The following is a 24,116-nucleotide window of genomic DNA, read 5'->3' as shown; positions in this document are numbered from 1 at the left end:
CGGCGCCGCACAGCTTCCGCTGGAGTGCCGCGGAACCGAGCTGTTCGTGCTCCCCCGGGAAGGATGCGGCCCGACGGAAGGCCTGCGCGTGGTGCAGGCGGGCGTATGCGCGGGCAGCGCGGCACGGGGGCGTTTTGTGCCGGCGCATCACCTGTTTATGGCATACGGCGCGCAATGCGTCAATGCCGAACGCCTGACGCTGGCGGACCCGCGCACGGCCGCGTGGCTTCGCGGCGAGGCGATCCCGGCGGAAACCGCCGCGCCCGGCTGGGCGGCGGTGCTGGCGGACGGCTTCCCGCTGGGATTCGGCAAGCAGAGCGGGGGCGTGGTGAAAAACCACTACCCCAAGGGCCTGCGGAATCTGAAGTAAACCGGCCGTATGCTCCCCGCACCCGGCTGCAGGAGAAGGGTGAAATGCCGGAAAATCCCGTCGCCAGGCCGAAAATCTTGCGCCGGTGCGGGATGTGTGCTATAATCTATTAGTTAGACTGCAACTTCAATACTGAACATATTTTTTAGGGGGTTCCTTTTATGTCAGGGCACAGCAAATGGAATAATATCAAGCGGAAAAAGGAAAAGACGGACGGCCAGCGCGCTAAGATCTTCACAAAGATCGGCCGTGAGATGTCCGTGTGCGTAAAGGTGGGCGGCGGCGACCCCAACGTCAATACCAAGCTGCGGGATCTCATTGCCAAGGCCAAGAGCATGAACGTCCCCAACGACAACATCCAGCGCATCATCAAAAAGGCCGAGGGCGGCGAAAAGGACGATTACGAGAGCATCACCTACGAGGGCTACGGTCCCTCCGGCGTGGCCATGATGGTGGAGACGCTCACCGACAACCGCAACCGCACGGCGGCCAATCTGCGCCACTATTTCGACAAATTCGGCGGCAACCTGGGCAACACGGGCTGCGTGGGCTTTTTGTTCAGCCAGCAGGGCGTTATCGTTCTGGACGTGGAGGGCAAGGACGAGGAGACCGTGATGGAGGATGTGTTCGACGCGGGCGCCGAGGACTTCGACATGGGCGACGGCGTGGCGGAGGTGACCACTACCCCGGCCGCGTTCAGCGACGTGCGCGCCGCGCTGGAGGACAAGGGCTATGAATTCATTTCGGCGGACGTGGCCATGGTGCCCTCCACCTACACCGCCCTGTCCGACCCGGATGACCTGAAAAAAATGGGCATCCTTCTGGACCATCTTGAGGATGACGACGACGTGCAGAACGTGTGGCACAACCTCGAAAACGAAGAGGACCTTGACCGCTGATGGCGCGCAACATGAGCCGGAACAGAAAGGGGATATAAGCCGTGGGCGAACAGATCGTTTGCAGCAACTGCCTGTCCAACGCGGATTCGGGCCTGCCCGCGTGCCCGTACTGCGGGCAGAGCTTTGAGAATACCAATCCCGCCGGCACGCTGCCCGTCAACACGCTGCTGGCCGGGCGCTATACCATCGGCCGTGTGCTGGCGCTGGACGGCGAGGGCGTTTTGTACGCTGCCATAGACAACAGCGCCACGCGCCGCGTGGTCATCAAGGAATATGTGCCCGTCACCATCTGCGCCGCGCGTTCCCGCGACGGCAGCGTCATACCGCGCCAGGGCCGCGAGGTGCTGTTTAAGACGACGCGCATGGATTTTGTGGACCTGTACCGCAGCCTTGTCGCGCTGGGGCGCAACGACGGCCTGGTGCAGGTGCTGGACCTGATTGAGGAAAACAATACCGCTTACGCTGTGCGCGAGCCGGACGAGGGCACGCCGCTGCTCACTTATCTGGAGCAGCGGGCCCAGCCGCTGACGCAGAGCGAGGCGCTTCTGTTGCTGCGCCCGGTGGTCTATGGCGTGGAGGCCATGCACCGCATGGGCCTGCTGCACCGGGGCATCAGCCCCGAGACGGTGTTCATCACCAAAACGGGCTCGGCCAAGCTTTCGGGCTATGCCACGCTGGGCCTGCGCACCGCGGACAGCGAGCTGAAGAGCCAGATGTTCGACGGTTATGCTGCGCCGGAGCAGTACGCCGTGGCGGAATTTGACGGAAAATACACCGATATCTATGGCTTGGGCGCGCTGTTTTACCGCGTGCTCACGGGCAAGACGCCCGTGCCGGCAAACCTGCGCCGGATGAACGATACCCTGCCGCCTGCCCATACGGTGGATAAGGAGATCCCGGGCTTTGTCTCGGCGGCCATCGCGCGGGCCATGCGCCTTGCTCCCGGCGAGCGCATGCAGTCTGCGTCCGACCTTCTTGCGGCGATCACTGCGCCGGAAAAGGACGAGGGCGGCTTCAGGCTGACGCAGCGTCAAATCAAATTTCTCGCGCTGGGCGCGGCGGGGCTTGTGCTGGTGGCGGCGGTGTCCATCTGGGCCATCGTGTCCGCCTCCGGTGGTGGAGAAGCATCTTCATCGTCGTCGTCCTCCTCGTCCTCCGGCACCTCCGTGAGTTCCGGCAGTTCTGAAGTGGAGGTCTTTACGGTCCCCAGCTTCGTTGGTAAAAAATATACAGACCTGGCTTCGAACCAGGCCTATACGAAATACGTCAGTTTTCTTACGGAGCACGAGTTCAGCAACGACTATAAAGCGGGCGAGGTCATGCGCCAGAGCCATCCCCAGGGCACGCAGGTAGCGGTGGGCACCGTGATCACGCTGACGGTGAGCGACGGCCCGGAAACGGCCGTGATGCCCGAGGTGCTGGGCCGTCCGCAGGCGGATGTGGAGGCGGATCTGAAGGCGCTGAAGATCAAATACGCGCTGTATCCGCTGGTGAACGACGGAAGCTATGTCGCGGGGACCGTCGCGCGCAGCGACACGGACAAGGGCACCGTGGTGGAGATCGGAAAGACCACGGTGACGCTGTACATCGCGGGCGAAGCGCCCAAGCAGCCGGACAGCAGCTCGTCCTCCCAGACGGCGCCCCCTGCCGGAGACAGCGAGGTCACGCCGCCTCCGGTATCGCCCGACACCACGGCGCCGTCCGGCGACGCGGGCGCGGGCGGAGAAACAGGCGGCGGGGGCACGCCCGAAGGCTGACGCCGCCCCACGCTCGGATAAAATGCGAAATGCAGCTCATACAAGCAGCGCCCCGGAACCAGAGGTTCCGGGGCGCTGCTGCGTGTTACGGGGCGGCCTGCGCGCTGCCGTGCAGGTCGTAATAAAACATATACTGCTGCAAAATGCCCGCACAGCCCGCGTAGCGGCGGAAGGGGAAGCCCTTGGGATAATGCGCGGACAGGATCTGTTTTACATGGGTGTCGACCGGAAATGCATCCACATGATGCAGACCGAACAGGCAGATACAGTCCGCTACCTTGGGTCCAACCCCCTTTACGGCGCGCAGCGCCGTGTGCGCTTCCGGATAGGACATGGTGCGCAGTGCATCCAGCGCGCCCGCCTGTGTAAAGTGCGCGCCTGCGGCACACAGGTATTCCGCGCGGTAGCCCAGGCCAAGGGCGCGCAGCGTTTCCGGCTGCGCCGCCGCCAGTGCAGCGGGCGTGGGGAAGGCGCCGCCCTGCATGGCGCACAGGTCCCTTAGGTTTTTGCGGATGCGCGGGATGTTGTTGTTCTGGCTGACGATGAAGCTGACGATGACCTCCCACAAGTCCTGCCGCAGGATGCGCATGCCCCAGCCATAGGCTACGGCGGCCTGAAGATATGCGTCCCGGGGCGCCACGCGTGCCTTTATGGCGGCGTAATCGGTGTCCAGATCAAAATAGCTGCGCCACAGGGCGTCGAATTCCCCGGCGCCGCAGGAAAAATCGAAAACGCCGTCTGTCTGCCGTACAGTGAGCGTGCGCCCGAAAGCCGGGATGCGGTATGTATCCTGCCCCAGCGGTTCCCAGCGGAAGCACTGGCCGGACTCGTAGATGTGGCGGAGGTCGAGGTCGGGTATGGAAAGCTGCATGGGATGCTCCTTTGCTTTTTTGAAAACGGCCGCACACACCGGCACGGCGCTGTGACCAGTATATCATACACCTGCGCCCGTGGGAAGCCGGGGCATTTCCAGTCCTTTGGAAATGCGGCCGAAAAAATTTTTCCCGCAGTGGAAATATATTCCGGAAAAAGCTTGACAACACAAACTGTAATGTGTATGATTACAGATAGAAACTGTAACACAAAAAAGTTCAGTTCCGGGACGCGCGGCAGAGGCCGTCCTTTTGCAAAAGGGCGGGGTATCGCTGCCGGGGGCGCATATACTATTTACAAAGCACGGCGCAAAGCAGCGCTGTGCCCAATCAACAAAGGAGGCAATTGCACATGTCTGCATTCAATGTGACAAAAGAAAATTTCAAAACCGAAGTATTGGAGGCAAAAACGCCCGTTCTGGTGGACTTTTGGGCACCGTGGTGCGGCTACTGCCGCCGCATTGGCCCGGCGGTGGACGCTTTGGCCGCAGAGTACGCGGGTAAGGTTGCCGTGGGCAAGGTGAACGTGGACGAACAGCCCGAGCTGGCCGAGCAGTTCAAGGTGATGACCATCCCCTCGCTGTTCGTGTTCCAAAACGGCGAGCATGGCGAAGCCATCATCGCACCGGGCTCCAAGGCGCAGATCGAGGAATTCATGCGGGCGCAGGGCGCGCTGTAACGGGATAAAAGGCGCGCGGGAGCAGCGCGGGAAAACGGAGGGACGATAAAATGGAACAGATCTACGACGTGGCGGTGTTGGGCGGCGGCCCCGGCGGCTATACAGCGGCGCTGTATTGCGCGCGGGCGGGGCTTTCAACCGTGGTGCTGGAAAAGCTTTCGCCCGGCGGCCAGATGGCGACCACCAGCAACGTGGAAAACTATCCCGGCTTTGCCGAAGGCGTGGACGGCTTCGATCTGGCCATGCAGATGAAAGACGGCGCGGAGCGGTTCGGCGTGGAAACGCTGTTTGCGGACGCAACGGCTGTGGCGCTGGAAGGCGGCGTGAAAACCATCACCACCTCCTCCGGCGAGCGCCGGGCGCGCACCGTCATTCTGGCGACCGGAGCAGACCCGCGTCCTCTGGGCGTGCCTCATGAGGATGAGCTGCGCGGGCGCGGCGTGGCGTACTGTGCCACCTGCGACGGCATGCTGTACCGCGGCAAGACGGTTGTTGTGGTGGGCGGAGGCAACTCGGCGGCGGAGGATGCGCTGTTCCTGTCCCGCGTGTGCAAAAAGGTGTATCTGGTGCACCGGGGCGCCGTGCTCACCGCCTCCAAAAGCTATTGGACGGCGCTGCAAAAGGCTGAAAACGTGGAATTCATCTGGAACTCCCGTGTGGTGGAGCTGCTGTACGGCTCCGTGGTGACGGGCGTTGTGCTGGAAGGTGTGGAGAGCGGCAACCGTTCGGAACTGGCCTGCGACGGCGTGTTCATCGCGGTGGGACGCATTCCAAACACCGGGCTGTTTCACGGCGTGCTGGAGATGGACGCGGCGGGATATCTTATCGCGGACGAGACCACGCGCACGGCGCTGCCGGGCGTGTTCGCGGTGGGCGACGTGCGCACGAAGCCCCTGCGCCAGATCATCACAGCGGCGGCGGACGGCGCTGTGGCCTCCAAATATGCAGAAGCCTATCTGGCCGAACAGGAGGACTGAAGAAAACCAAAACAGGCGCGGCCACAAAAAGCGGCCGCGCCTGTTTTGGTTTTGGCGGAAGACCTACTGGCCGAACAGGCCCGCCAGGCCGCCGGAGACGCCTTCGCCCCAGCTTTTTACAGCGTCCGAAGCGCTTTGCAGAGCATCCACTGCGCCGTTCAATTTGGCGACGGCGTCGTTGAACGCCTGTACGTCCATCTGGCTGATCTTACCGTCCAGTGTGGTGATGGCGCGGTTTACGGCATCCATATCGAGCTTCGAGACCTGCTCGGCCACAGCGGCCAGATCCACGCCTTCCAGCGCCGCGGAGATGCGGCCCATGCTGTTCATCGTATTGCCCAGGCACACCACCACGGCTGCCAGCAGCACGGCCAGCAGCGCGGCGGCGGCGCGCATCCAAAGCAGCTGGCCGCGCAGCAGCTCATTGGTGCGGCGTGTCTCTTCCAGAATTTCATTTTGTTCCATGGTCAGGCTCCTTTCCTATGCCTTTGCTGTGATGATAGCACGAAACCGCGCCGCAGTCCATCGTTTTTGCGCGAAACAGGGGCGGCTGTCCGTCTTGTGGAAAACGGCGGGATGTGCTACCATGAAACAACAGACAGGAGGGATGATCCCGTGACGGAGCAGGAGATCGAACGTGATATGTATGCGCGCGCTGTTGCGCTGATTGAAGAACGATATCCCACGGGTTGGGGCGGCGCGGCCGTGCTGCGCGCCGAGGATGGACGCTGCTTTACCAGCGTGGCGCTGGAAAACGCCAACTCCAGCGTGCTGCTGTGTATTGAGGTAGGGGCCATGTGTGAGGCGCACAAGTACAATGTGAAAGCCACACACTGCCTGTGTGTGGTGCGGGATGACGAGCACAGCCCGTTCAAGGTCCTTTCGCCCTGCGGCGTGTGTCAGGAACGTCTGCGCTACTGGGGTGCGGAAGTAAAGGTGGGCGTTACCACACCGGACGGCGCGCTGCGGTTCGTACCGTTGGGAGAACTGCAGCCGTACCATTGGACCGCTGCCTATCCGAAGGAGGAACTGGAGCGTTTCGGCAGGTGAGCGGAGGATGTCGGGCGCGAGGGACGCAGAGAAAGGAACGTCGTGATGGGAAACAAAGGCGCAGCCAACCGCTGCAAATGGGTCAATCTGAAAAACCCGGCGTACATCCGGTATCATGATACGGAGTGGGGCGTGCCCCAGCACAAGGATGAAGTGCTGTTTGAAATGCTGTTTTTGGAATGGTTTCAGGCGGGGCTTTCCTGGGAGTGCATCCTGAATAAGCGGGAGGGCTTCCGGCGCGCCTTCGACGGCTTCGACGCGGAAAAAATCAGCCGATACGAAGACGGAGAGCTCGCCCGGCTGCTGGCCGACCCCGGCATTGTCCGCAACAGGCTGAAAATACGGGCCAGCATCGGAAACAGCCGTGTGTTTCTGAAAATTCAGCAGGAATACGGCACCTTTGACGCATATATCTGGGGGGTTACAGCGGGAAAGACGATCGTGGAACGCTACGACGTGCGCACGGCCTCGCCTTTGTCTGACCGGATCGCGGCGGACCTGAAAAAGCGGGGGATGAAGTTCGTGGGTTCCACCGTCATATATTCCTATTTGCAGGCGATCGGGGTGCTCAACGCGCACGGAAAAGAATGCGGCTTCTGTGCGCAGGAGCCGCTCATGGCCGCGCAAGAGCCTGACGCGTTTTCCTGACATCGGCATAAAAACAAAAACGCCGCTTTCCCAACGTGTTTTGGGAAAGCGGCGTTTGTTTGCCGAAAGGCGGTCAGTGTCCGCAGTGCCCGCCGCAGGTGTGGCCCTCGCCGTGGTGGCCGTGGCAGCCCTCGTGGCCCTCGCCGTGGTGCTCGTGGTGGGCGCAGGTGGTGTCCGGGTCATAGGCCAGCGTGCCGGCCAGCAGCGCTTCGGCCTGTGCGTCCGCCGCGCCGCGCGCGCCGGGGTACAGCGCAATGCCCGCCTCGGCCAGCGCTGTGCGCGCCCCGCCGCCGATGCCGCCGCAGATCAGCGTGTCCACGCCGTGCGTTTTGAGAAACACCGCCAGCGCCCCGTGGCCGCTGCCGTTTGTGTCCACGACCTCGCTGGAAGTGATCTTGCCGTTCTCCACCGTGTACAGCTTGAATTGCTGCGTGTGGCCGAAATGCTGGAATACCAGCCCGTTTTCATAGGTGACAGCGATCTTCATATTTGCATCCTCCGATATGGTTTGATACCGTGCGCAGAAGGCCGAGCCGCCCGCGCTCTGTGCGCACCGCTTGCCGCGGCAGCCGCCCGCCCGGGGGCACAGCTCATAGGGGCCGCCCTCCACATGCAGCAGCCGCCCGTTCACCAGCATGTCCGCCAGCTTGGCGCGCGCGGCCTCGTACAGGGCCTGCACTGTGGTTCGCGCCACACCCATCTGCCCGGCGCATTCCTCCTGCGTCAGGCCCAAAAGGTCGATCAGGCGGATGGTCTCGTATTCATCTACTGCCAGGACGACGTTTTCGGCAGGCGCGCCGTCCAGCGGGCCAAAGCGGGCGTTGCGCGGCGGCTCGCAGACGCGCCGGCGCTTTACAGGACGCGGCATGGCAAAGCCTCCTTTGTTTGGTTCTGCGGCCAGTATAACATTATAAATGGCATATGTCAATAACTTGCGCGCCCTTTTCCGGAAAAGCCGCCCCGGCGCCGGCGCGCCGGGTGCGTTTTTTAAGCGCGCCGGGCATGGGAGGGCGCATCCTCCCGCATGGCCTCTGCATCCTCCGTGTCCCGGGCGTCGCGGGGGGAGGGGAACAGGCGGTTGATGGCCAGGCTGGCCAGCACCCCGACGCCGGTATCAAGGATGCGCGCGATGGTATAGGAGACGTATCTGTCCTTTGTGACGGTGAACATCACCACAAAGTACACCACGGCAGCGGGCTGGATGGCACTGTACGCGCCGAACAGGAGATTGATGTAAATGACGCAGAAGAGGCCCAGGACCAGGTAAAGGTGCCCCGGCAGGCCGAAGGGGCGGTTTGTGTACAGCCAGTAAAACGGGATCACCACCAGCCCGCCCAGCAGCGTGCCCAGAAAGCGGGTGCCGCCGTGGCGCACGCCCTCGCGCCAGAAGCTGCCCATGCCGAACACCGCGCCGATGCAGGCGAAGCAGGGGTTACGCCCGCCCAGCAGCCCGTATGCCGCACAGACCAGCAGCACGGCGCCCAGTGTTTTGAAGATGCGCATGCCCACCTTCGGCAGCGCCGGGAAATGAAAAATGCATGTTGCTGCCTTCTACCCTTCTGCGGGGCGCGCGCGGTAGCGCAGCGGCGAAAGGCCGTATTTCTTTTTGAACAGCCGTGAAAAGTACGCCACGTCCACCATGCCTACCCGTGCGGCCACCTCGGCCACGGGCAGGTCGGTTTCGTCCAGCAGACGGCGGGCCGTCTGCAGGCGCAGCGTATGGATATAGGCTGTCAGCGTTTCACCGCGCTCCCGGCTGAACTGGGCGGAGAGATACGTGGCGTTGAAGCCCAGCGCCGCCGCAATGGAGCGCAGCGAAAGCTCGCCGGAAAGGTGCAGGCTGATGTAGCTGAGCGTTTTCTGCACGGCCTGGGAGCAGCCGCTGTGCGCGTCGTTGCGCACCAGGCGGCAGTAGCGGCGCAGCATCTCCAGGCCCAGACGGTTCGCTTCCACGGTGTCGGCCACGCGTTCGATCTTCACCGCCAGCGCGCCGGAGAGCTGGTCGATATACACCGGATGTACGCCGCCGCTTTCCGCGGCCTTGCGCAGCAGCGTGTTGACGACGATGAGCATGTTTTTGACGTCCCGCAGCAGCTCGCCGGTGCGGGGCGTGAAATTTTTGATGGAGAACCGCCCCAGATGGCGCACGGCCGCGTCGTAATCGCCGCGGGACACGGCGGCCAGCAGCGCGTTTTCATCGCGGTAGCGCCGCTCCAGAAGCTCCATGGAAAACTGGAACGCCTCGTCCGGCTGCGCCCGGCCCGTCACGGTGGAAGCCAGCGTGCGGTGCACCACGCGGGCGGGGTCGTGCGCGCCGTACAGCTGGCATGCCACGGCGTGTGCCGCCGCAGCCATCGTGGGCTCGGCCACCTCGGGTACGGTGCCGTAAAATGTGCGCAGCGCGGCGGCGTCGCCCTTGCCGATGCGGTTCTGCGCCAGCACACGCTCAAAGAACGGGCCGGACGCCGCCTCATACAGAAAAGGGCCGAACAGCAGCACGCTGCGCGGCTTTGGACCGGGCACAGGCATGAAAACATAGTTCAACTCCAGCGTATTGTGCACATAGTACACGGTGCCTTCCTCCAGCCCGTGCATGGCGCTTGCGCTGAAAATGTCCTTGTAATCAAAATCCGCGCGCAGAATGCGGGACAGCCGGTAGTCGAACTCCTGCGCGTCCTTGTAGGGCGGGCGCAGCAGATGCGCCTCCACGCCCAGCGCGGCGGCCATCATATCGCGGATGAACGCAAAGGGAACGTCTGCCATGAATGATAATGCTCCTGTAAAATTTTTATGATATTTGAATGTTACCCAAAAATTGTACAAATGTCAATAAAATCTTCCTAACGGGGCATCCTTGGTATATGTTATCTTGATAAAGGAGTAGTTTGCATATGGCATTGCAGCCTCAAAATGAGCGCCCGTTCGGGTTCCGCGATAAATTGGGATATCTGTTCGGGGATTTCGGCAACGACTTCACATTTATTTTCGCGGGCAGCTATCTGACACTGTTTTATACGGATGTGCTGGGCGTCAGCGCAGGGCTGGTGGGCGTGCTGTTCGTGGTGGCGCGCTGCGTGGACGCGTTCACGGACGTGGGCATGGGCCGTCTGGTGGATACGCTTCCGCCGTCCCGCGGCGGCCGGTTCCGGCCGTGGATCCTGCGCGTGTGCGTGCCCGTGGCGCTGGCCAGCGTGCTGATGTACCTTTATTTTGCACGCAGCTGGCCCTATGCGGGCAAGGTGGCTTACATGTTCGCCACCTATATTTTCTGGGGCAGCATCTGTTATACCGCCATCAATATCCCATACGGTTCCATGGCGTCGGTGCTCAGCGCCGACGCAGGCGAGCGCGCGTCGCTTTCCACGTTCCGCAGCGTGGGCGCCATGCTGGCGAACCTGATCATCGCTGCGGCGACGCCGTTGTTTTTGTTCCGCACCGCGGCGGACGGCACGCAGACCGTTATCCCGGAGCGCTTCACGGTGATCGCCGTTGTCTACGGCGTGTGCGCCGTGGCCTGCTATCTGCTTTGCTATGCGCTGTGCCGTGAGCGTGTGCAGGCGGCGCCGCCCAGGGAGGCCAAACGGCAGAGCTTTGCCTCGCTGGCAAAGGCGCTGGCGGGCAACCGCGCCCTCACAGCCGTCATCGGCGCCGCGCTGCTGCTGCTTCTGGCAAGCCTGCTGGGCCAGGGCATGAACATGTACCTGTTCAAAGATTATTTCAACAGTGCGGACATGCTCTCGCTTGTAGGGTTCGCGGGCGTGCTGCCCATGCTGGCGCTGGCGCCCTTTGCGGCAAAGCTGTCCAAAAGGTTCGGCAAAAAAGAGGCCGGCTGTGTGGGCGTGGGCGTTGCCGCCGCGGCGTACCTGCTGATGTGGGCGCTGCGTCTGCGCTCGGTGTGGGCCTATATCGGCCTGATGCTGGTGGGCAGCGTGGGCGTGGGCTTTTTCAATATGGTCATCTGGGCGTTCATCACCGACGTTATCGATTATCAGGAGGTACGCACCGGCAGCCGCGACGACGGCACCGTGTACGCCGTCTACTCGTTTGCGCGCAAGCTGGGCCAGGCGCTGGCGGGCGGCGTGGTCGGCTTTGCACTGGCGGCCATCGGCTATGTGAGCAGCACGGGCCATGTGGTGCAGACGCAGCCTGTACGCGAGGGCATTTACACCATTTCCACGCTGGTGCCCGGCCTGAGCTATCTCGGCGTGTTCCTTGTGCTGCTGTTGGCCTATCCGCTCACCAAAAAGCGCGTGGAGGAAAACGCCGCCGTGCTGCGCGAACGGCGCGGCGAAGCGGCACAGGAGCCGTAGCGGCCCCGGCCGGGCGCACGGCCCGCGCCGCATACGATACAGCTTTCCGCCCGGTTTTTCCGGGACACATATATATCATCAGAAAAGAGAGGGAAAACATATGAAACACATCCTACCCATCAACGAGGGCTGGGCCTTTGTCAAAGGCTGCGAAACGGCCCCGGCAGCCATTCCCGCCGGCGCTGCCCGCGTGGACCTGCCCCACTGCTGGAACGCATTGGACGGCCAGGACGGCGGCAGCGACTACTGGCGCGGCCCATGCTGCTATCTCAAGACCATTGAGAAGCCGGCGGGCAAAAACGTGTATGTGGAAGTCGAGGCGGCTTCCAGCGTGGGCAAGATCATCGTCAACGGTGTGGAGAAGGCCAGCCATAAGGGCGGCTATTCGCTGTTCCGCGCCAATGTGACGGACGCGCTGCACGACGGCGAGAACCTGCTGGCCATCTGGGTGGACAACACCCAGCGCGACGACGTGTATCCCCAGACGGCGGACTTCACGTTTTACGGCGGCCTGTACCGCGGCGTGAACCTCATCACCGTGGAGGACTCCCGCTTTGACCTTGACTATTGCGGCGGAAAGGGCTTTGACGTGTCCGCTGCGGTGGAGGACGGCGCGGCCGTTGTCTCTCTGGACGCGTTCATCACAAACCCCGTCGAGGGCCAGAGCGTTGAGTTCATCGTCCGCGACGCCGCGGGCGTCATCGTGGCCGGCGCCGTGCGTCCGGCTGCGGAACGGGTGCACGCGGAGGTGCGCATTGAAAACGCCCACCTGTGGCAGGGCGTGAAGGACCCGTACCTGTACGCCGTGGAGGCATTGCTCACCGTTCACAACGAGACCATCGACAATGTGTCCGCCAACCTGGGCGTGCGCACCTATACGGTGGACCCGCAGAAGGGCTTTTTCCTCAACGGCGTGCTCACGCCGCTGCGCGGCGTGTCCCGCCATCAGGACCGTCTGGGCCAGGGCAACGCGCTGACGAAAGAGCAGCACGAGGAGGACGTGGCCTTTATCCGCGAGGTGGGCGCGAACACCGTGCGCCTTACGCATTACCAGCACAGCCCGTATTTCTATGACGCGTGCGACCGCGCGGGCCTTGTGGTGTGGGCCGAGATCCCGTTCATCTCTGTGATGAACCCCGCCCCCGGCGCGCACGAGAACTGCCGCAGCCAGATGAAGGAACTGATCGTGCAGAACTACAATCATCCCTCCATCTGCTTCTGGGGCATTTCCAACGAGATCACCATCGGCGGCGAGCGCCCGGGCCTGCTGGACAACCTGCGGGACCTGAATGCCCTGGCGCACGAGATGGACAAGACCCGCATGACCACCATCGCCCACGTTTCCATGGTGCCGATGGAGAACGATATGCACCATATCACCGACGTGCTCAGCTATAACCATTATTTCGGCTGGTACGGCGGCGAGCTGGAAAACAACGAGCAATGGCTGGATAAATTCCACGCGCTGCATCCGGACCGCCCGCTGGGCATCTCCGAGTACGGCGCGGAGGGCATTGTCAGCTACCACAGCGACACGCCCAAGTGCAAGGACTACACCGAGGAATACCAGGCGGTGTACCACGAGCATCTGGCGAAGGTCATCGACGAGCGCCCCTGGCTGTGGGCCACGCATGTGTGGAACATGTTTGACTTTGGCTGTGACGCCCGCGACGAGGGCGGCGTAAAGGGCCGCAACAACAAGGGCCTGATGACGCTGGACCGCAAAATTCGCAAGGACGCTTTTTACCTGTACAAGGCATACTGGAGCGACGAAGAATTTGTACACCTGTGCAGCCGCCGCTATGCCCAGCGCACCGGCGAAGAAACCACGGTGAAGGTGTATTCCAACCTGCCCAAGGTCGCACTGTATGTGGACGGCAGGCTGTTTGCCGAGCAGGAGGGCAGCAAGGTGTTCGTGTTCGAGCATGTGCCCATGAGCGACGGCTTTACGCAGATCAGCGCCAGGGCGGGCGCGTGCGCCGACGCGATGTCCATTGAAAAGGTGGCCGATCCGAACCGGGCGTATATTTATGTTGACCCGGACGATACCGGCGACGACGCGGGCGCGGCCAACTGGTTCAATGTGGACGATTACAAGGACGTGGACACCATTGTGGTGCGCGAGGGGTACTTCTCCGTCAAGGATAAGATCGGCGACATCATGAAGAACGAAGAGGCCGGCAATGTGCTGATGCAGTTCATGCAGGCCACGGTAAAGATGAAGCTGAAAAAAAGCATGCTGGGCATGGTGAAGGACATGACCCTGGAGGGTATGGCAGGCATGGCCAGCAGCATGGGCATCGGCGGCAAGGCCGGCGCGGACCCCGAGCAGGGCAAGCGCATGCTCATCACGCTCAACGAGATGCTGAACAAGATCAAAAAGTAAGCGCGTGTCGCACGCGCGCAGAGCCGCCGTGCCGGGATGCCCCGGCACGGCGGCTCTGCGGCGTATGCGCCCGCCGCAGAGAATCGGCGGAAAAGCAAATTTGCCCCTTGACTTGTGCGCAGCGGGGCGTTATACTATACAGGTAAATAAAGTAGCTGTGGCGGACGCCGCGCTCACCTTGCGCGCCAAAGGGCGCCGGGTCCATACGAAGGAACGCGCCGCTGGGCGCGCGAGTTTGTTTGTGCAGTGCGGCTTACTTCCACGTAAGCCGTACTTTTTTTCACAGGCGGGCAGCCCCCGCCGCAACCGAAACATTTGGAGGTGCTTTACGATTAGCGGCAAAAAAGAAATGGAAATCAATGAAGGCATTCGCGACAGAGAGGTGCGTGTCATCGACGCGGACGGCAGCCAGCTCGGCATCATGTCCACGCGCGACGCGCTTGCAAAAGCGGAAGAAAAAAATCTGGACCTCGTGAAGATCGCACCGCAGGCGCAGCCGCCCGTGTGCAAATTCCTGGATTACGGGAAGTACCGCTTCGAGATGCAGAAACGCGACAAGGAAGCGAAGAAAAACCAGAAGATCGTCGACATCAAGGAGATCCGCCTTTCCCTCAACATCGACACGAACGACTTCAACACCAAGGTCGGCCAGGCGAAGAAGTTTTTGTCCAAGGGCGATAAGGTGAAGGTGTCCATTCGTTTCCGCGGCCGTGAGATGGCGCATACGGACCTGGGCCTTGAGGTTCAGAAGAAGTTCGCCGCAGCCCTGCCGGAAGCCGTTGTGGAAAAGCAGCCCAAACTGGAGGGCCGGAGCATGCAGATGTTCCTTGCCCCCGCTCCCGCGAAGCAAAATTAAGGAGGAACTATAAAATGCCCAAGATCAAAACACATTCCGGTGCGAAAAAACGCTTTAAGCTGACGAAAAACGGCAAGGTGAAGCGCGGCCATGCGTTCCGCAGCCATTTGCTGAACGGCCATGGCAAGACCCGCAAGCTGAAACGCGCCTACCGCAAGGCTTCCTATGCCGACAAGACGAATACGGCCGTAATCAAACGCATGCTGCCGTACGCCTAAGCTGTCAGGGGCTTGGCAACCGATTATCAAACAGCTTACATTTAAAGGAGATTGTGAAATATGGCACGTATCAAAGGCGCTATGATGACGCGCAAAAGAAGAAAAAAGACCCTGAAGCTGGCGAAGGGATACTGGGGCAGCAAATCCAAGCATTTTAAAATGGCCAAAGAGCAGGTCATGAAGAGCGGCAACTATGCTTTTGTGGGCCGCAAACAGAAAAAGCGCGATTTCCGCAGCCTGTGGATCACCCGCATCAACGCGGCCTGCCGCGCCGAGGGCGTCAACTATTCCACCTTCATGAACGGCCTGAAGAAGAGCGGCATTGAGCTGAACCGCAAAATGCTCTCCGAAATGGCCATCCATGATCCGAAGAGCTTCTCCGCCCTTGTCGAAACCGCGAAGAACGCCGCGAAATAAGCACAGCGATACGCCCGGGCACAACGTGCACGGGCGTCGCTTTGTATTTTGGCCTGTGTGAAAAAACGCTTTGCAGGCCCCAAAACGGTCCGCCTCAGGCGTGTTTTCTTACGTCAGCACGCCTGAGGCGGGGATATTAAAAAGGAGGGTGTGCGCCATGACGGAAGTGATCGCCAGCCGCGACAACGAGCGAGTGAAGCGCGCCTGCAAGCTGCGGGACAGCGGCGCGCGGCGCGCGGCCGAGGGGCGCTTTCTTGCCGAGGGGCTGCGCCTGTGCACGGACCTTGCCCAGCGTCTGCCGCCGGAGGAGGTCTACTGCACCCAAAAGCTGCTGGATGCGCACCCGGAGCTTGCCGCCCTGGGCGGCAGGCATTTTCTGGTGAGCGACGCCGTGGCGGCAAAGCTCTCGGACACAAAGGCCCCGCAGGGGCTGTTCTGTGTGTTTCCCCGCCGGACAAAAACGCTGGAGGCGGTGCGCGGCGGCGGGCGCTATGTGTGCCTGGAGCACATACAGGACCCCGCCAATGTGGGGGCGCTGCTGCGCAGCGCGGCGGCGTTCGGCTTCGCGGGCGCGGTGCTGTGCGGCAATTGCGCCGACCCATTCTCCCCCAAGGCGGCGCGGGCCTCCATGGGCACGCTGGCCAAGGTAGACATCATTTTTGCAGATGAAACCGGACAGGCGCTGGCCGCGTTCAAAGCGTGCGGTATCCCAAGCTTTGCGGCGGCCCTGCAGAATTCCGTCCCGCTGGAGCGCGTGGACACGCAGCGCCTGCCCGGGGCGGCGCTTCTCATCGGCAACGAAGGCAACGGCCTTTTGCCCGGGACCGTAGCCGCGGCCGACAAAGCCGTGCGCATCCCCATGGCGGCGGGCGTGGAATCGCTGAACGCCGCCGTCGCGGGCGGCGTGCTGCTGTGGCATTTCAGGGAGGTGTAGCGATGGGCGGTGCACGCGCACAGGTGCTGGAGGAAAAGACTGCGTGGCTTTGGATGGCCGCGGCGCTTGGCCCCGGCGCGCCGAACAGCGGCATGGCGCTGAGCATGTTTCCGGACGCGCGTGCGCTGGCACAGGCGTGCTGGAAGGAAGACCTCTCCATGGTCTTCACGCCGGCGCAGCTGGCCGCGCTGCGGGCCGCGCGGCCGGAGGATTATACCGCCCGTCTGGACGACTGCGCCCGGCATGGCGTGAACGTACTGACGTGGGCCGACGAAGATTATCCGGATCTGCTGCGCGCAGTGTCTGCACCGCCGCCCGTGCTGTATTACCGGGGCGACGCGGGCATCCCCAACCGCTGCTTTACATTCGCCATTGTGGGAACGCGGCGCCCCTCCGCCTACGGCGTGGAGGCGACGGCGTCCATCGCGGGCGAATTGGCCCGGGCGGGCGTAGCGCTTGTCTCCGGCCTTGCCACAGGGCTTGACAGCGAGAGCCATAAGGCGGCCGTCCAGGCGGGCGCGCCCACGGTGGCGTGCATCGCCTTCGGGCACGATCAGTGCTATCCCGCCGCCAACCGCACGCTTAAGGGCGTCATCGAGCGGCAGGGCCTGGTGCTCAGCGAGTATCCGCCGGGCATCCCGCCGCAGCGCGGTTATTTTCTGCAGCGCAACCGGCTCATTGCGGGGCTGTCCCGCGGGCTTTGCGTGGCCGAAGCGCGCCGCCGTTCGGGCACCATGAACACCGTGGCCGCGGCGCTGGCCGCCGGGAGGGACGTTTTCAGCGTGCCGGGCAGTATTTTTTCGCCGCTGTGCGAGGGCACGAACCAGCTTCTGCGCGAGGGCGCGGTGCCCGCTGTATCGGGCGCGGATATCCTTTTGTGGTATGGTCTGGCCCAGCCGGAGCAGCCGGAAAAAGCAAAGCCGGACGGCGCGCCGCTGAGCCTGGACGCACAGAGGATGCGGGACGCGATGAGCGCCGCGGCGCCGCTGCCGCTGGACGCGCTGTGCGCAAAGACGGGCCTGCCGCCGCCCAAGGCGATGGCGGCTTTGACGGAGCTGGAGCTTGCGGGCTTTTCCCGGCAGCTTGCGGGCCGGCAGTTCCAGCTGAAATAGAAAATGACGGCCCTGTGCTGTTTGAAGGGCATGCCCCTCGGGGCGGCCGCATAGATTTGGATTGTTTTTTTTCTCTTATTATCGCATAATAGAAAGAGCCGCGGGCCGCGCAAGGGAGGCCCGCAAGGGGCGCCGGAGGGCGCCCGGCCGTATTCGGAGCGCCCCGGCGGCGCCCAAAAGCATGTCCGCAGGACGGCTGCTCCCGCGGCGGAAGCTGCCCCGGCTGTCTGCCGGACTCGGCCAAATCCCGGAAAAGGACGGTAACACAATGTCAAAACTCGTGATCGTAGAATCCCCGGCGAAAGCCAAGACCATCCGCAAGTACCTGGGCGGCGGATATGAGGTGACGGCCTCCATGGGCCACATCCGAGACCTGCCCCAGAGCCAGCTTGGCATTGACGTCGAGCACGGCTACGCTCCCCAGTATATCAACATCAAGGGCAAGGAAAAAATCATCAAGGAGCTTAAGAGCCTGGCCAAGGAGAGCGACGAAGTGTTCCTCGCCACCGACCCGGACCGTGAGGGCGAGGCCATCAGCTGGCATCTGGCCAATCTGCTGGGCCTGGACACTGCGGCGGAAAACCGCGTCACCTTCGGCGAGATCACCAAAAAGGGCGTGACGCAGGGCATGGCCGCGCCGCGCGCCATTGATATGGACCTGTTCAACGCCCAGCAGGCCCGCCGTGTGCTGGACCGCCTGGTGGGCTACAAGCTCTCGCCCTTTTTGTGGAAAAAGGTGCGCCGGGGGCTTTCCGCGGGGCGTGTGCAGAGCGTGGCCGTGCGCCTGATCGTGGACAGGGAAAAGGAGATTGAGGCGTTCAAGCCCGAGGAATACTGGAACATCGACGCGCTGCTCAGCCCCCCGTCCTCCACAAAAAAATTCACCGCGCGCCTCACGGCGCTGGCGGGCGGCAGGAAGCTGGCCGTGACGAGCGCCGGGCAGAGCGCCGAGATCGTCAAGGCCCTGGACGGCGCGGCTTATACCGTGGCCTCCATCAGCAAGGGCAAGCGGAAAAAGGTGCCCGCGCCCCCGTTTATCACCTCCACCATGCAGCAGGAGGCCAGCCGCCGGCTGGGCTTTACGGCAACGCGCACCATGCGCGCGGCCCAGACGCTGTACGAGGGCGTGGACATTGCGGGGCAGGGCACCATGGGCCTGATCACCTACATGCGTACCGACAGCCTTCGCATTGCGGACGAGGCGCAGGCCGCGGCCAAGGAGTTCATCACCGAGACCTACGGCCCGGAATATGTGTGTCCCCAGAAGCGCACCTACAAAAGCAAAAGCGCCACGGCCGCGCAGGACGCCCACGAGGCGGTGCGGCCCACAAACCCCGCTCTGACGCCCGCCGAGGTGGAAAAGAGCGTTTCGGGCGACCCGGCTAAGCTCTACCGCCTGATCTGGAGCCGCTTTATCGCAAGCCAGATGAGCGACTGCCAGCAGGACACCGTCTCTGCCGACATCACCGCGGCGGGCTACCTGTTCCGTGCCAGCGGCTATGTGGTGACGTTCGACGGCTTTACCACGCTGTACGAGGAAGCCACCGACGAGAAAGAGAAGAAAGAGACCGCGCTGCCGCCGCTGGAGGAGGGCATGGTGCTGAAGCTGCGGGAGCTGAAGCCCGAGCAGAAGTTCACCCAGCCGCCCGCGCGCTACACCGAGGCGACGCTCATCAAGGCGCTGGAGGAAAACGGCATCGGCCGTCCGTCCACCTATGCGCCCATCATCACCACCATCATCGACCGCGATTATGTGGAGCGGGACCAGAAAAAGCTGGCGCCCACCACGCTGGGCCGCGTGATCAACGAGCTGATGCTGGAGCAGTTCCCCAACATCGTGGACGTGAAGTTCTCCGCCCATATGGAGGAGGAGCTGGACACCATTGAAAACGGCAAGACGGACTGGCACGAGGTCATCGACGATTTTTACACCGATTTCGACAAAACGCTCAAGGAAGCCGAAGTAAAGATGGAGGGCAAAAGGATCAAGGTGCCCGATGAGGAGACAGACGAGGTCTGTGAGCTGTGCGGCCGGAAAATGGTCATCAAAAGCGGACGCTACGGCAAATTCCTGGCCTGCCCGGGCTTCCCCGAATGCAAAAACACCAAGCGCCTTGTGAAGGACACCGGCGGCCTGTGCCCCAAGTGCGGCAGCCGCATGCTGGTGCGCCATTCCAAAAAGGGCCGTGTGTACTACGGCTGCGAGAAAAACCCCACCTGCGACTTTATGACATGGAACGAGCCCACCACCGAAAAATGCCCGGAGTGCGGTTCCACCCTGTTCAAAAAGGGCGGAAAGAACGGTATCCTGCTGTGCGAAAAAGAGGGCTGCGGTTACTCCCGTGCGCTGGGTGCCGAAAAAAAGGAGTAAGAGCATGCACATCCGGGTCCTGGGCGCGGGCCTCGCGGGATGCGAGGCCGCGCTGTATCTCGCGGGCCGCGGCTACGCCGTGGAACTGTGGGAGCAAAAGCCGCATAAATTTTCCCCCGCGCATAAAAACGCGGATTTCGCGGAGCTTGTGTGCTCCAATTCCCTCAAGGCCGACCGGCTGGATTCCGCCTCCGGCCTGCTGAAGGCGGAAATGAAACTGCTGGGCAGCGCACTGCTGCCCGTGGCCGAGGGCTGCCGCGTGGCGGCGGGCGGCGCGCTGGCTGTGGACCGCGAGGCCTTTGCCGCCGGCGTGACGGCGCTTGTGAAGGGAAACCCCAATATCACGCTGCGCACGGGCGAGGCGCAGGCCGTGGGCGAAGCCGAGCCGGACACGCTGGTGCTGACGGCCACCGGGCCGCTCACCGAGGGCGCGCTGGCGCAGGACATCGCCCGCCTGACGGGGCGGGGCGCGCTCTCGTTTTACGATGCCGCCGCGCCCATCGTCACGGCGGACAGCATCGACCGGGACAGGGTGTTCGCGGCGTCGCGCTACGGGCGAGGCACGGCGGATTACCTCAACTGCCCGTTCGACAAAGCGGGCTACGAGGCTTTCCATGCCGCGCTGGCGGGGGCGGAACGCGCGCCCCTGCACGATTTTGACGGCGAGCCTTCCGTGTACGAGGGCTGCATGCCCATCGAGGTGATGGCAAAGCGCGGCGCCGACACCATGCGCTACGGCCCGCTGCGCCCCGTGGGCCTGACGGACCCCAAAACGGGCCGCCGCCCCTGGGCGAACGTGCAGCTTCGGGCCGAGGACGCGGCCTGCAGTATGTACAATCTGGTGGGCTTCCAGACAAACCTCAAATTCGGCGAACAGCAGCGTGTGTTCCGCATGATCCCCGGGCTGGAGCACGCCGAGTTCGTGCGCTACGGCGTGATGCACCGCAACACGTTTTTAAACAGCCCGGCGCTGCTGGGAACCGATCTTTCGCTGAAGGCGTGCCCCAACGTGTTTTTTGCCGGGCAGATCACGGGCTTTGAGGGCTATATGGAAAGCGCGGCCTGCGGCCTGCTTGCGGCCCGAAGCATGGAAGCGCGGCTGTCCGGCCGCGCGTTCACGCCGCCGCCGGCGGACACGATGTGCGGCGCGCTGCTGCGTTATATCACAACGCCCACGAAGGATTTTCAGCCTATGGGCGCGAACATGGGCCTTCTGCCCGCGCCTGAAACGCGCATCCGTGACAAACGCCAGCGGTATCTTGCCGTCGCGCAGCGGGCCGTGGCCGCCATGGAGCGGTATCTGGGCTGAGCGCAAAACAAAGCGGTTGCTTTCGCACCAATACGCGCTCCCTTATACTTTGATTATTGAGCAGAGCGCAAAAAATCATGAGAGTCAATCGGGAGGGAACGTTATGAACATCATCATCGACGCGATGGGCGGCGACAACGCCCCAAAGGAAATTCTGCTGGGCGCGGCCGCGGCCGTGCGGGAATACGGCGTGCAGATCACGGCCGTGGGGCGCAGGCGGGACATCGAGGCCTGCGCGCGGGAGAACGGCATCGATATGGCGGGCATTACCGTGGCCGACGCCTCCGAGACCATTGAGATGTGCGACGAGCCTACGGCGGCCATCCGCGGCAAAAAGGATTCGTCCATGGTGGTGGGCCTGCGCATGCTGGCCGCCGGCGAGGGCGACGCCTTCGTTTCGGCAGGCTCCACGGGCGCGCTGCTGGCGGGAGCAACGCTCATCGTCAAGCGGCTCAGGGGCGTGAAGCGCCCGGCCATCGGCACCGTCATTCCGGGCGCGAAGCAGCCCTATCTGCTGCTGGACTCCGGCGCAAATGTGGAATGCCGGCCCGAGATGCTCAGCGCCTTTGCCACGATGGGCAGCGTGTACATGGAGAAAGTGATGGGCCGCGCAAACCCCAGCGTGGGCCTTGTGAACAACGGTGCGGAGGAGACAAAGGGCACCCCGGCCTATGTTGAGGCGCACCGGCTTTTGAAGTATAATAAAAACATCCGTTTTGCCGGCAATGTTGAGCCCAAGGACGTGCCCCAGGGCAATGTGGACGTTGTTGTGTGCGACGGCTTTACGGGCAATGTGATTTTGAAGCTCACCGAGGGCGTGGCCAAGATGCTGGTGGGCGAGATCAAAAACGTGTTCATGGCGGACCTGAAAAGCAAGCTGGCTTATCTGATGGTAAAGGGCGGCATGAAGGATTTTAAGAAAAAGCTGGACGCCGACGAACACGGCGGCGCGCTGATGATGGGCGTGACGAAGCCCGTCATCAAGGCCCACGGCTCGTCCAATGCAAAGGCGTTCAAAAACGCCGTCCGGCAGGCAAAGCTGTGCGTGGAAAGCGGCGCGGTGGAGAGCATGCGCGAAAAGCTGGCCGCCGTGGCCCAGACAGAGGAAGCCGGGGCGTAACGGCCGCCGGAAAGGCGCGCGCGGCGCGCTTTCGCAAAACAGCCCCGGCGGGACGGCCGCCATCCGCAACAAAGGAAGGATCTGGAACGATGCGCGAGACACACGAGCTGGAAGAGGCTCTTCATCATCATTTTAAGAACCCGGCGCTGCTGGTGACGGCGCTGACGCATACCTCCTACGCCAACGAGGCGAAGCACGGCGTGCGCCACAATGAACGGCTGGAATTTCTGGGCGACTCGGTGTTGTCCATCGTGGTGGCCGAATACCTGTTCACGCACAAGAACATGCCCGAGGGCGAACTGACGCGCATGCGCGCCAGCCTTGTGTGCGAGGCGGCGCTGTTTGAATTTGCAAAGCAGATATCCCTGGGCGATTATCTGCGTTTGGGCAGGGGCGAGGAGCGCGGCGGCGGACGCTGCCGCCCGAGCATTTTGTCCGACGCGTTCGAGGCGGTCATCGCGGCGCTGTACCTGGACGGCGGCATGGAAACGGCGCGGGCGTTCATCCTGCCGTTTGTCGCCGGCGCGCTCACGGACGCCGCCGCCGAAGAGGATTACAAGACAAAGCTGCAGGAGATCGTGCAGCAGAACCCGGAGGAGCGCCTGCGCTATGTGGTGACCGACGAATCCGGCCCGGACCACAACAAGCATTTCGTGGTGGAGGTGCACCTCAATTCCAACTGCATCGGCAAGGGCGAGGGGCACAGCAAAAAGCTGGCCGAGCAGCAGGCGGCGAAGGAAGCCCTGGCCCTGATGGGATATTGACGCGGGGCCTGCCGCGCCGGGCAAAATGTCCCTATACTCGTAAGTAAGGAGTTTTTCCATGTTTTTGAAGGCGCTTGAAATACAGGGCTTTAAATCCTTTCCAGACCGCACGCGCATTACCGTCGGCAAAGGCATCACCGCTGTGGTGGGCCCCAACGGCAGCGGAAAAAGCAATATATCCGACGCCATTCGCTGGGTGCTGGGCGAGACAAGCGCCAAGCAGCTGCGCGGCGGCGGCAAGATGGAGAACGTCATTTTCGGCGGCACGCAGCAGCGCGGTGCCATGGGCTTTGCCAGCGTCAGCCTTGTGGTGGACAACACCGACAGGCGCATCGACGTGGACAACGACGAGGTGACGATCGGCCGCAAGTATTACCGCTCCGGCGACAGCGAATATTCCGTAAACGGGCAGAATGTGCGCCTCAAGGACATCTATGAGCTGTTCCTGGACACGGGCCTGGGCCGCGACGGCTATTCCGTTATCGGGCAGGGCCGCATCGCAGAGATCGTGGGCGCGAAATCAAACGAGCGCCGGGAAATTTTTGAGGAAGCGTCCGGCATCGCCAAATACCGCTACCGCAAAAATGAGGCCGAGCGCCGCCTGGCCTCCGCCGAGGAAAATCTGGTGCGCCTGCGGGATATCCTGGGCGAGCTGGAGGAGCGCGTGGGCCCGCTGGAGAGGGAGAGCAAAAAGGCAAAGCAGTATCTGGAGCTGGCCGAGCGCCGCAAGGGCCTGGAGGTAACGCTCTGGGTGGACACCGTGCAGAAAGCGCGGGACACGGTGCGCGAGCAGCAGCGCAAAATTGAGATCGCGGGCGCGGACTATGCCCGCGCCGGGCGGGAGATCGAGGCCATTGACGCCGAGACCGAGAGCACCCGCGCGGAGATCGAGCATCTGATCACCGAAGCCGACCGCTGCAACGCGGAAATACGGGCCATAACGGAGGAGATCGCCGGGGCGGATTCCCGCATCGCGGTGCTTGAAAACGACATTGCCCACAACGATGCGACCATTGCGTCGCTGAAGGAGGAGATCGGACAGAGCGGCCTGGGCCGCGAGGCCATCG

The 24,116-nt window shown here is 62.7% G+C and carries 24 protein-coding genes; 19 read left to right on the top strand and 5 right to left on the bottom strand.

Features of this window, described 5'->3' with window-relative positions; all coding sequences use genetic code 11:
* From IIY41_RS04190 to IIY41_RS04180, 3 genes are all read left to right on the top strand, one after another.
* A partial coding sequence (locus tag IIY41_RS04190; protein ID WP_287399878.1) for an RsmF rRNA methyltransferase first C-terminal domain-containing protein occupies window positions 1–370 on the top strand: 370 nt, incomplete at its 5' end.
* 161 nt (window positions 371–531) lie between these two features.
* Complete coding sequence (locus tag IIY41_RS04185; RefSeq protein ID WP_287399876.1) at window positions 532–1,269, top strand: YebC/PmpR family DNA-binding transcriptional regulator; 738 nt, start codon at window positions 532–534, stop codon at window positions 1,267–1,269.
* Between the two features lie 41 nt (window positions 1,270–1,310).
* Window positions 1,311–3,026 carry a serine/threonine-protein kinase gene (locus tag IIY41_RS04180; protein ID WP_058722998.1) on the top strand — a complete coding sequence of 572 codons (1,716 nt, stop codon included), beginning with the start codon at window positions 1,311–1,313 and terminating at the stop codon, window positions 3,024–3,026.
* An 85-nt stretch (window positions 3,027–3,111) separates the two neighbouring features.
* Here the strand turns inward: IIY41_RS04180 and IIY41_RS04175 are convergent, their stop codons facing one another.
* Window positions 3,112–3,897, bottom strand: a complete 786-nt coding sequence (locus IIY41_RS04175; protein ID WP_058722997.1) for a DNA-3-methyladenine glycosylase family protein — start codon at window positions 3,895–3,897, stop codon at window positions 3,112–3,114.
* Between the two features lie 353 nt (window positions 3,898–4,250).
* On the opposite strand from IIY41_RS04175, the gene trxA reads away from it, so the two are divergent.
* Together trxA and trxB are read left to right on the top strand one after the other, a co-directional pair.
* The gene (gene trxA, locus IIY41_RS04170; protein WP_050006002.1) at window positions 4,251–4,577 is read left to right on the top strand and encodes a thioredoxin; all 327 of its coding nucleotides are present in this window, start codon (window positions 4,251–4,253) and stop codon (window positions 4,575–4,577) included.
* A 50-nt stretch (window positions 4,578–4,627) separates the two neighbouring features.
* Window positions 4,628–5,554 (top strand): thioredoxin-disulfide reductase, encoded by a 927-nt coding sequence (trxB, locus tag IIY41_RS04165; RefSeq protein WP_009322464.1) that lies wholly within the window; start codon window positions 4,628–4,630, stop codon window positions 5,552–5,554.
* Window positions 5,555–5,617: 63 nt separating this feature from the next.
* Here trxB and IIY41_RS04160 read toward each other — a convergent pair whose 3' ends face one another.
* Complete coding sequence (locus IIY41_RS04160) at window positions 5,618–6,019, bottom strand: hypothetical protein (protein WP_287399871.1); 402 nt, start codon at window positions 6,017–6,019, stop codon at window positions 5,618–5,620.
* Window positions 6,020–6,169: 150 nt separating this feature from the next.
* On the opposite strand from IIY41_RS04160, the gene IIY41_RS04155 reads away from it, so the two are divergent.
* Together IIY41_RS04155 and IIY41_RS04150 are read left to right on the top strand one after the other, a co-directional pair.
* A complete protein-coding gene (locus IIY41_RS04155; protein WP_270249451.1) occupies window positions 6,170–6,604 on the top strand; it encodes a cytidine deaminase in 435 nt (144 codons plus the stop codon).
* 45 nt (window positions 6,605–6,649) lie between these two features.
* A complete protein-coding gene (locus IIY41_RS04150; protein WP_155201666.1) occupies window positions 6,650–7,252 on the top strand; it encodes a DNA-3-methyladenine glycosylase I in 603 nt (200 codons plus the stop codon).
* Between the two features lie 73 nt (window positions 7,253–7,325).
* On the opposite strand, the gene IIY41_RS04145 is transcribed toward IIY41_RS04150, so the two are convergent.
* The 3 genes from IIY41_RS04145 to IIY41_RS04135 form a co-directional block, all read right to left on the bottom strand.
* The gene (locus tag IIY41_RS04145) at window positions 7,326–8,120 is read right to left on the bottom strand and encodes a NifB/NifX family molybdenum-iron cluster-binding protein (protein WP_009322468.1); all 795 of its coding nucleotides are present in this window, start codon (window positions 8,118–8,120) and stop codon (window positions 7,326–7,328) included.
* Window positions 8,121–8,239: 119 nt separating this feature from the next.
* Entirely contained in the window at window positions 8,240–8,755 is a 516-nt protein-coding gene (locus IIY41_RS04140; RefSeq protein ID WP_058722994.1) for an FUSC family protein, read from the bottom strand.
* Window positions 8,756–8,803: 48 nt separating this feature from the next.
* Window positions 8,804–10,015: a helix-turn-helix domain-containing protein gene (locus tag IIY41_RS04135; protein ID WP_050005429.1), complete on the bottom strand. Its 1,212-nt coding sequence runs from the start codon at window positions 10,013–10,015 to the stop codon at window positions 8,804–8,806.
* A 128-nt stretch (window positions 10,016–10,143) separates the two neighbouring features.
* On the opposite strand from IIY41_RS04135, the gene IIY41_RS04130 reads away from it, so the two are divergent.
* From IIY41_RS04130 to IIY41_RS04075, 12 genes are all read left to right on the top strand, one after another.
* Window positions 10,144–11,562, top strand: a complete 1,419-nt coding sequence (locus IIY41_RS04130) for an MFS transporter (protein WP_009322470.1) — start codon at window positions 10,144–10,146, stop codon at window positions 11,560–11,562.
* A 100-nt stretch (window positions 11,563–11,662) separates the two neighbouring features.
* Entirely contained in the window at window positions 11,663–13,948 is a 2,286-nt protein-coding gene (locus IIY41_RS04125; RefSeq protein ID WP_287399865.1) for a glycoside hydrolase family 2 protein, read from the top strand.
* Between the two features lie 349 nt (window positions 13,949–14,297).
* Window positions 14,298–14,804: a translation initiation factor IF-3 gene (gene infC / locus IIY41_RS04120; protein WP_040909792.1), complete on the top strand. Its 507-nt coding sequence runs from the start codon at window positions 14,298–14,300 to the stop codon at window positions 14,802–14,804.
* A gap of 14 nt (window positions 14,805–14,818) precedes the next feature.
* Window positions 14,819–15,022 (top strand): 50S ribosomal protein L35, encoded by a 204-nt coding sequence (rpmI, locus tag IIY41_RS04115; RefSeq protein ID WP_009322473.1) that lies wholly within the window; start codon window positions 14,819–14,821, stop codon window positions 15,020–15,022.
* A 60-nt stretch (window positions 15,023–15,082) separates the two neighbouring features.
* Window positions 15,083–15,439: a 50S ribosomal protein L20 gene (rplT, locus tag IIY41_RS04110; RefSeq protein ID WP_009322474.1), complete on the top strand. Its 357-nt coding sequence runs from the start codon at window positions 15,083–15,085 to the stop codon at window positions 15,437–15,439.
* Window positions 15,440–15,596: 157 nt separating this feature from the next.
* Complete coding sequence (locus IIY41_RS04105) at window positions 15,597–16,373, top strand: TrmH family RNA methyltransferase (RefSeq protein WP_009322475.1); 777 nt, start codon at window positions 15,597–15,599, stop codon at window positions 16,371–16,373.
* Between the two features lie 2 nt (window positions 16,374–16,375).
* Window positions 16,376–17,485, top strand: a complete 1,110-nt coding sequence (gene dprA / locus IIY41_RS04100; RefSeq protein ID WP_287399861.1) for a DNA-processing protein DprA — start codon at window positions 16,376–16,378, stop codon at window positions 17,483–17,485.
* A gap of 268 nt (window positions 17,486–17,753) precedes the next feature.
* Window positions 17,754–19,856 (top strand): type I DNA topoisomerase, encoded by a 2,103-nt coding sequence (gene topA, locus IIY41_RS04095; RefSeq protein WP_050005438.1) that lies wholly within the window; start codon window positions 17,754–17,756, stop codon window positions 19,854–19,856.
* 4 nt (window positions 19,857–19,860) lie between these two features.
* Window positions 19,861–21,165, top strand: coding sequence for a methylenetetrahydrofolate--tRNA-(uracil(54)-C(5))-methyltransferase (FADH(2)-oxidizing) TrmFO (gene trmFO, locus IIY41_RS04090; protein WP_009322478.1), 1,305 nt, complete (start codon window positions 19,861–19,863; stop codon window positions 21,163–21,165).
* Window positions 21,166–21,268: 103 nt separating this feature from the next.
* The gene (gene plsX / locus IIY41_RS04085; RefSeq protein ID WP_009322479.1) at window positions 21,269–22,285 is read left to right on the top strand and encodes a phosphate acyltransferase PlsX; all 1,017 of its coding nucleotides are present in this window, start codon (window positions 21,269–21,271) and stop codon (window positions 22,283–22,285) included.
* 89 nt (window positions 22,286–22,374) lie between these two features.
* Window positions 22,375–23,049, top strand: coding sequence for a ribonuclease III (gene rnc / locus IIY41_RS04080; protein WP_287399859.1), 675 nt, complete (start codon window positions 22,375–22,377; stop codon window positions 23,047–23,049).
* A gap of 58 nt (window positions 23,050–23,107) precedes the next feature.
* Window positions 23,108–24,116 (top strand): chromosome segregation SMC family protein (locus tag IIY41_RS04075; protein ID WP_287399858.1); only part of this gene is annotated, 1,009 nt, incomplete at its 3' end.

It is taken from the genome of Ruthenibacterium sp. (assembly GCF_017421385.1).
Classification (GTDB): Bacteria; Bacillota; Clostridia; order Oscillospirales; family Ruminococcaceae; genus Ruthenibacterium; species Ruthenibacterium lactatiformans.
This window is presented reverse-complemented; position numbering and strand designations above follow the sequence as displayed.

Coding starts and splice junctions, on each gene's coding strand:
- IIY41_RS04185 (WP_287399876.1), top strand. CDS start 532: ATGTCAGGGCACAGCAAATGGAATAATATCAAGCGGAAAAAGGAAAAG.
- IIY41_RS04175 (WP_058722997.1), bottom strand. CDS start 3,897: ATGCAGCTTTCCATACCCGACCTCGACCTCCGCCACATCTACGAGTCC.
- trxA (WP_050006002.1), top strand. CDS start 4,251: ATGTCTGCATTCAATGTGACAAAAGAAAATTTCAAAACCGAAGTATTG.
- trxB (WP_009322464.1), top strand. CDS start 4,628: ATGGAACAGATCTACGACGTGGCGGTGTTGGGCGGCGGCCCCGGCGGC.
- IIY41_RS04160 (WP_287399871.1), bottom strand. CDS start 6,019: ATGGAACAAAATGAAATTCTGGAAGAGACACGCCGCACCAATGAGCTG.
- IIY41_RS04150 (WP_155201666.1), top strand. CDS start 6,650: ATGGGAAACAAAGGCGCAGCCAACCGCTGCAAATGGGTCAATCTGAAA.
- IIY41_RS04145 (WP_009322468.1), bottom strand. CDS start 8,120: ATGCCGCGTCCTGTAAAGCGCCGGCGCGTCTGCGAGCCGCCGCGCAAC.
- IIY41_RS04140 (WP_058722994.1), bottom strand. CDS start 8,755: ATGCGCATCTTCAAAACACTGGGCGCCGTGCTGCTGGTCTGTGCGGCA.
- IIY41_RS04135 (WP_050005429.1), bottom strand. CDS start 10,015: ATGGCAGACGTTCCCTTTGCGTTCATCCGCGATATGATGGCCGCCGCG.
- IIY41_RS04130 (WP_009322470.1), top strand. CDS start 10,144: ATGGCATTGCAGCCTCAAAATGAGCGCCCGTTCGGGTTCCGCGATAAA.
- IIY41_RS04125 (WP_287399865.1), top strand. CDS start 11,663: ATGAAACACATCCTACCCATCAACGAGGGCTGGGCCTTTGTCAAAGGC.
- infC (WP_040909792.1), top strand. CDS start 14,298: ATGGAAATCAATGAAGGCATTCGCGACAGAGAGGTGCGTGTCATCGAC.
- rpmI (WP_009322473.1), top strand. CDS start 14,819: ATGCCCAAGATCAAAACACATTCCGGTGCGAAAAAACGCTTTAAGCTG.
- rplT (WP_009322474.1), top strand. CDS start 15,083: ATGGCACGTATCAAAGGCGCTATGATGACGCGCAAAAGAAGAAAAAAG.
- IIY41_RS04105 (WP_009322475.1), top strand. CDS start 15,597: ATGACGGAAGTGATCGCCAGCCGCGACAACGAGCGAGTGAAGCGCGCC.
- dprA (WP_287399861.1), top strand. CDS start 16,376: ATGGGCGGTGCACGCGCACAGGTGCTGGAGGAAAAGACTGCGTGGCTT.
- topA (WP_050005438.1), top strand. CDS start 17,754: ATGTCAAAACTCGTGATCGTAGAATCCCCGGCGAAAGCCAAGACCATC.
- trmFO (WP_009322478.1), top strand. CDS start 19,861: ATGCACATCCGGGTCCTGGGCGCGGGCCTCGCGGGATGCGAGGCCGCG.
- plsX (WP_009322479.1), top strand. CDS start 21,269: ATGAACATCATCATCGACGCGATGGGCGGCGACAACGCCCCAAAGGAA.
- rnc (WP_287399859.1), top strand. CDS start 22,375: ATGCGCGAGACACACGAGCTGGAAGAGGCTCTTCATCATCATTTTAAG.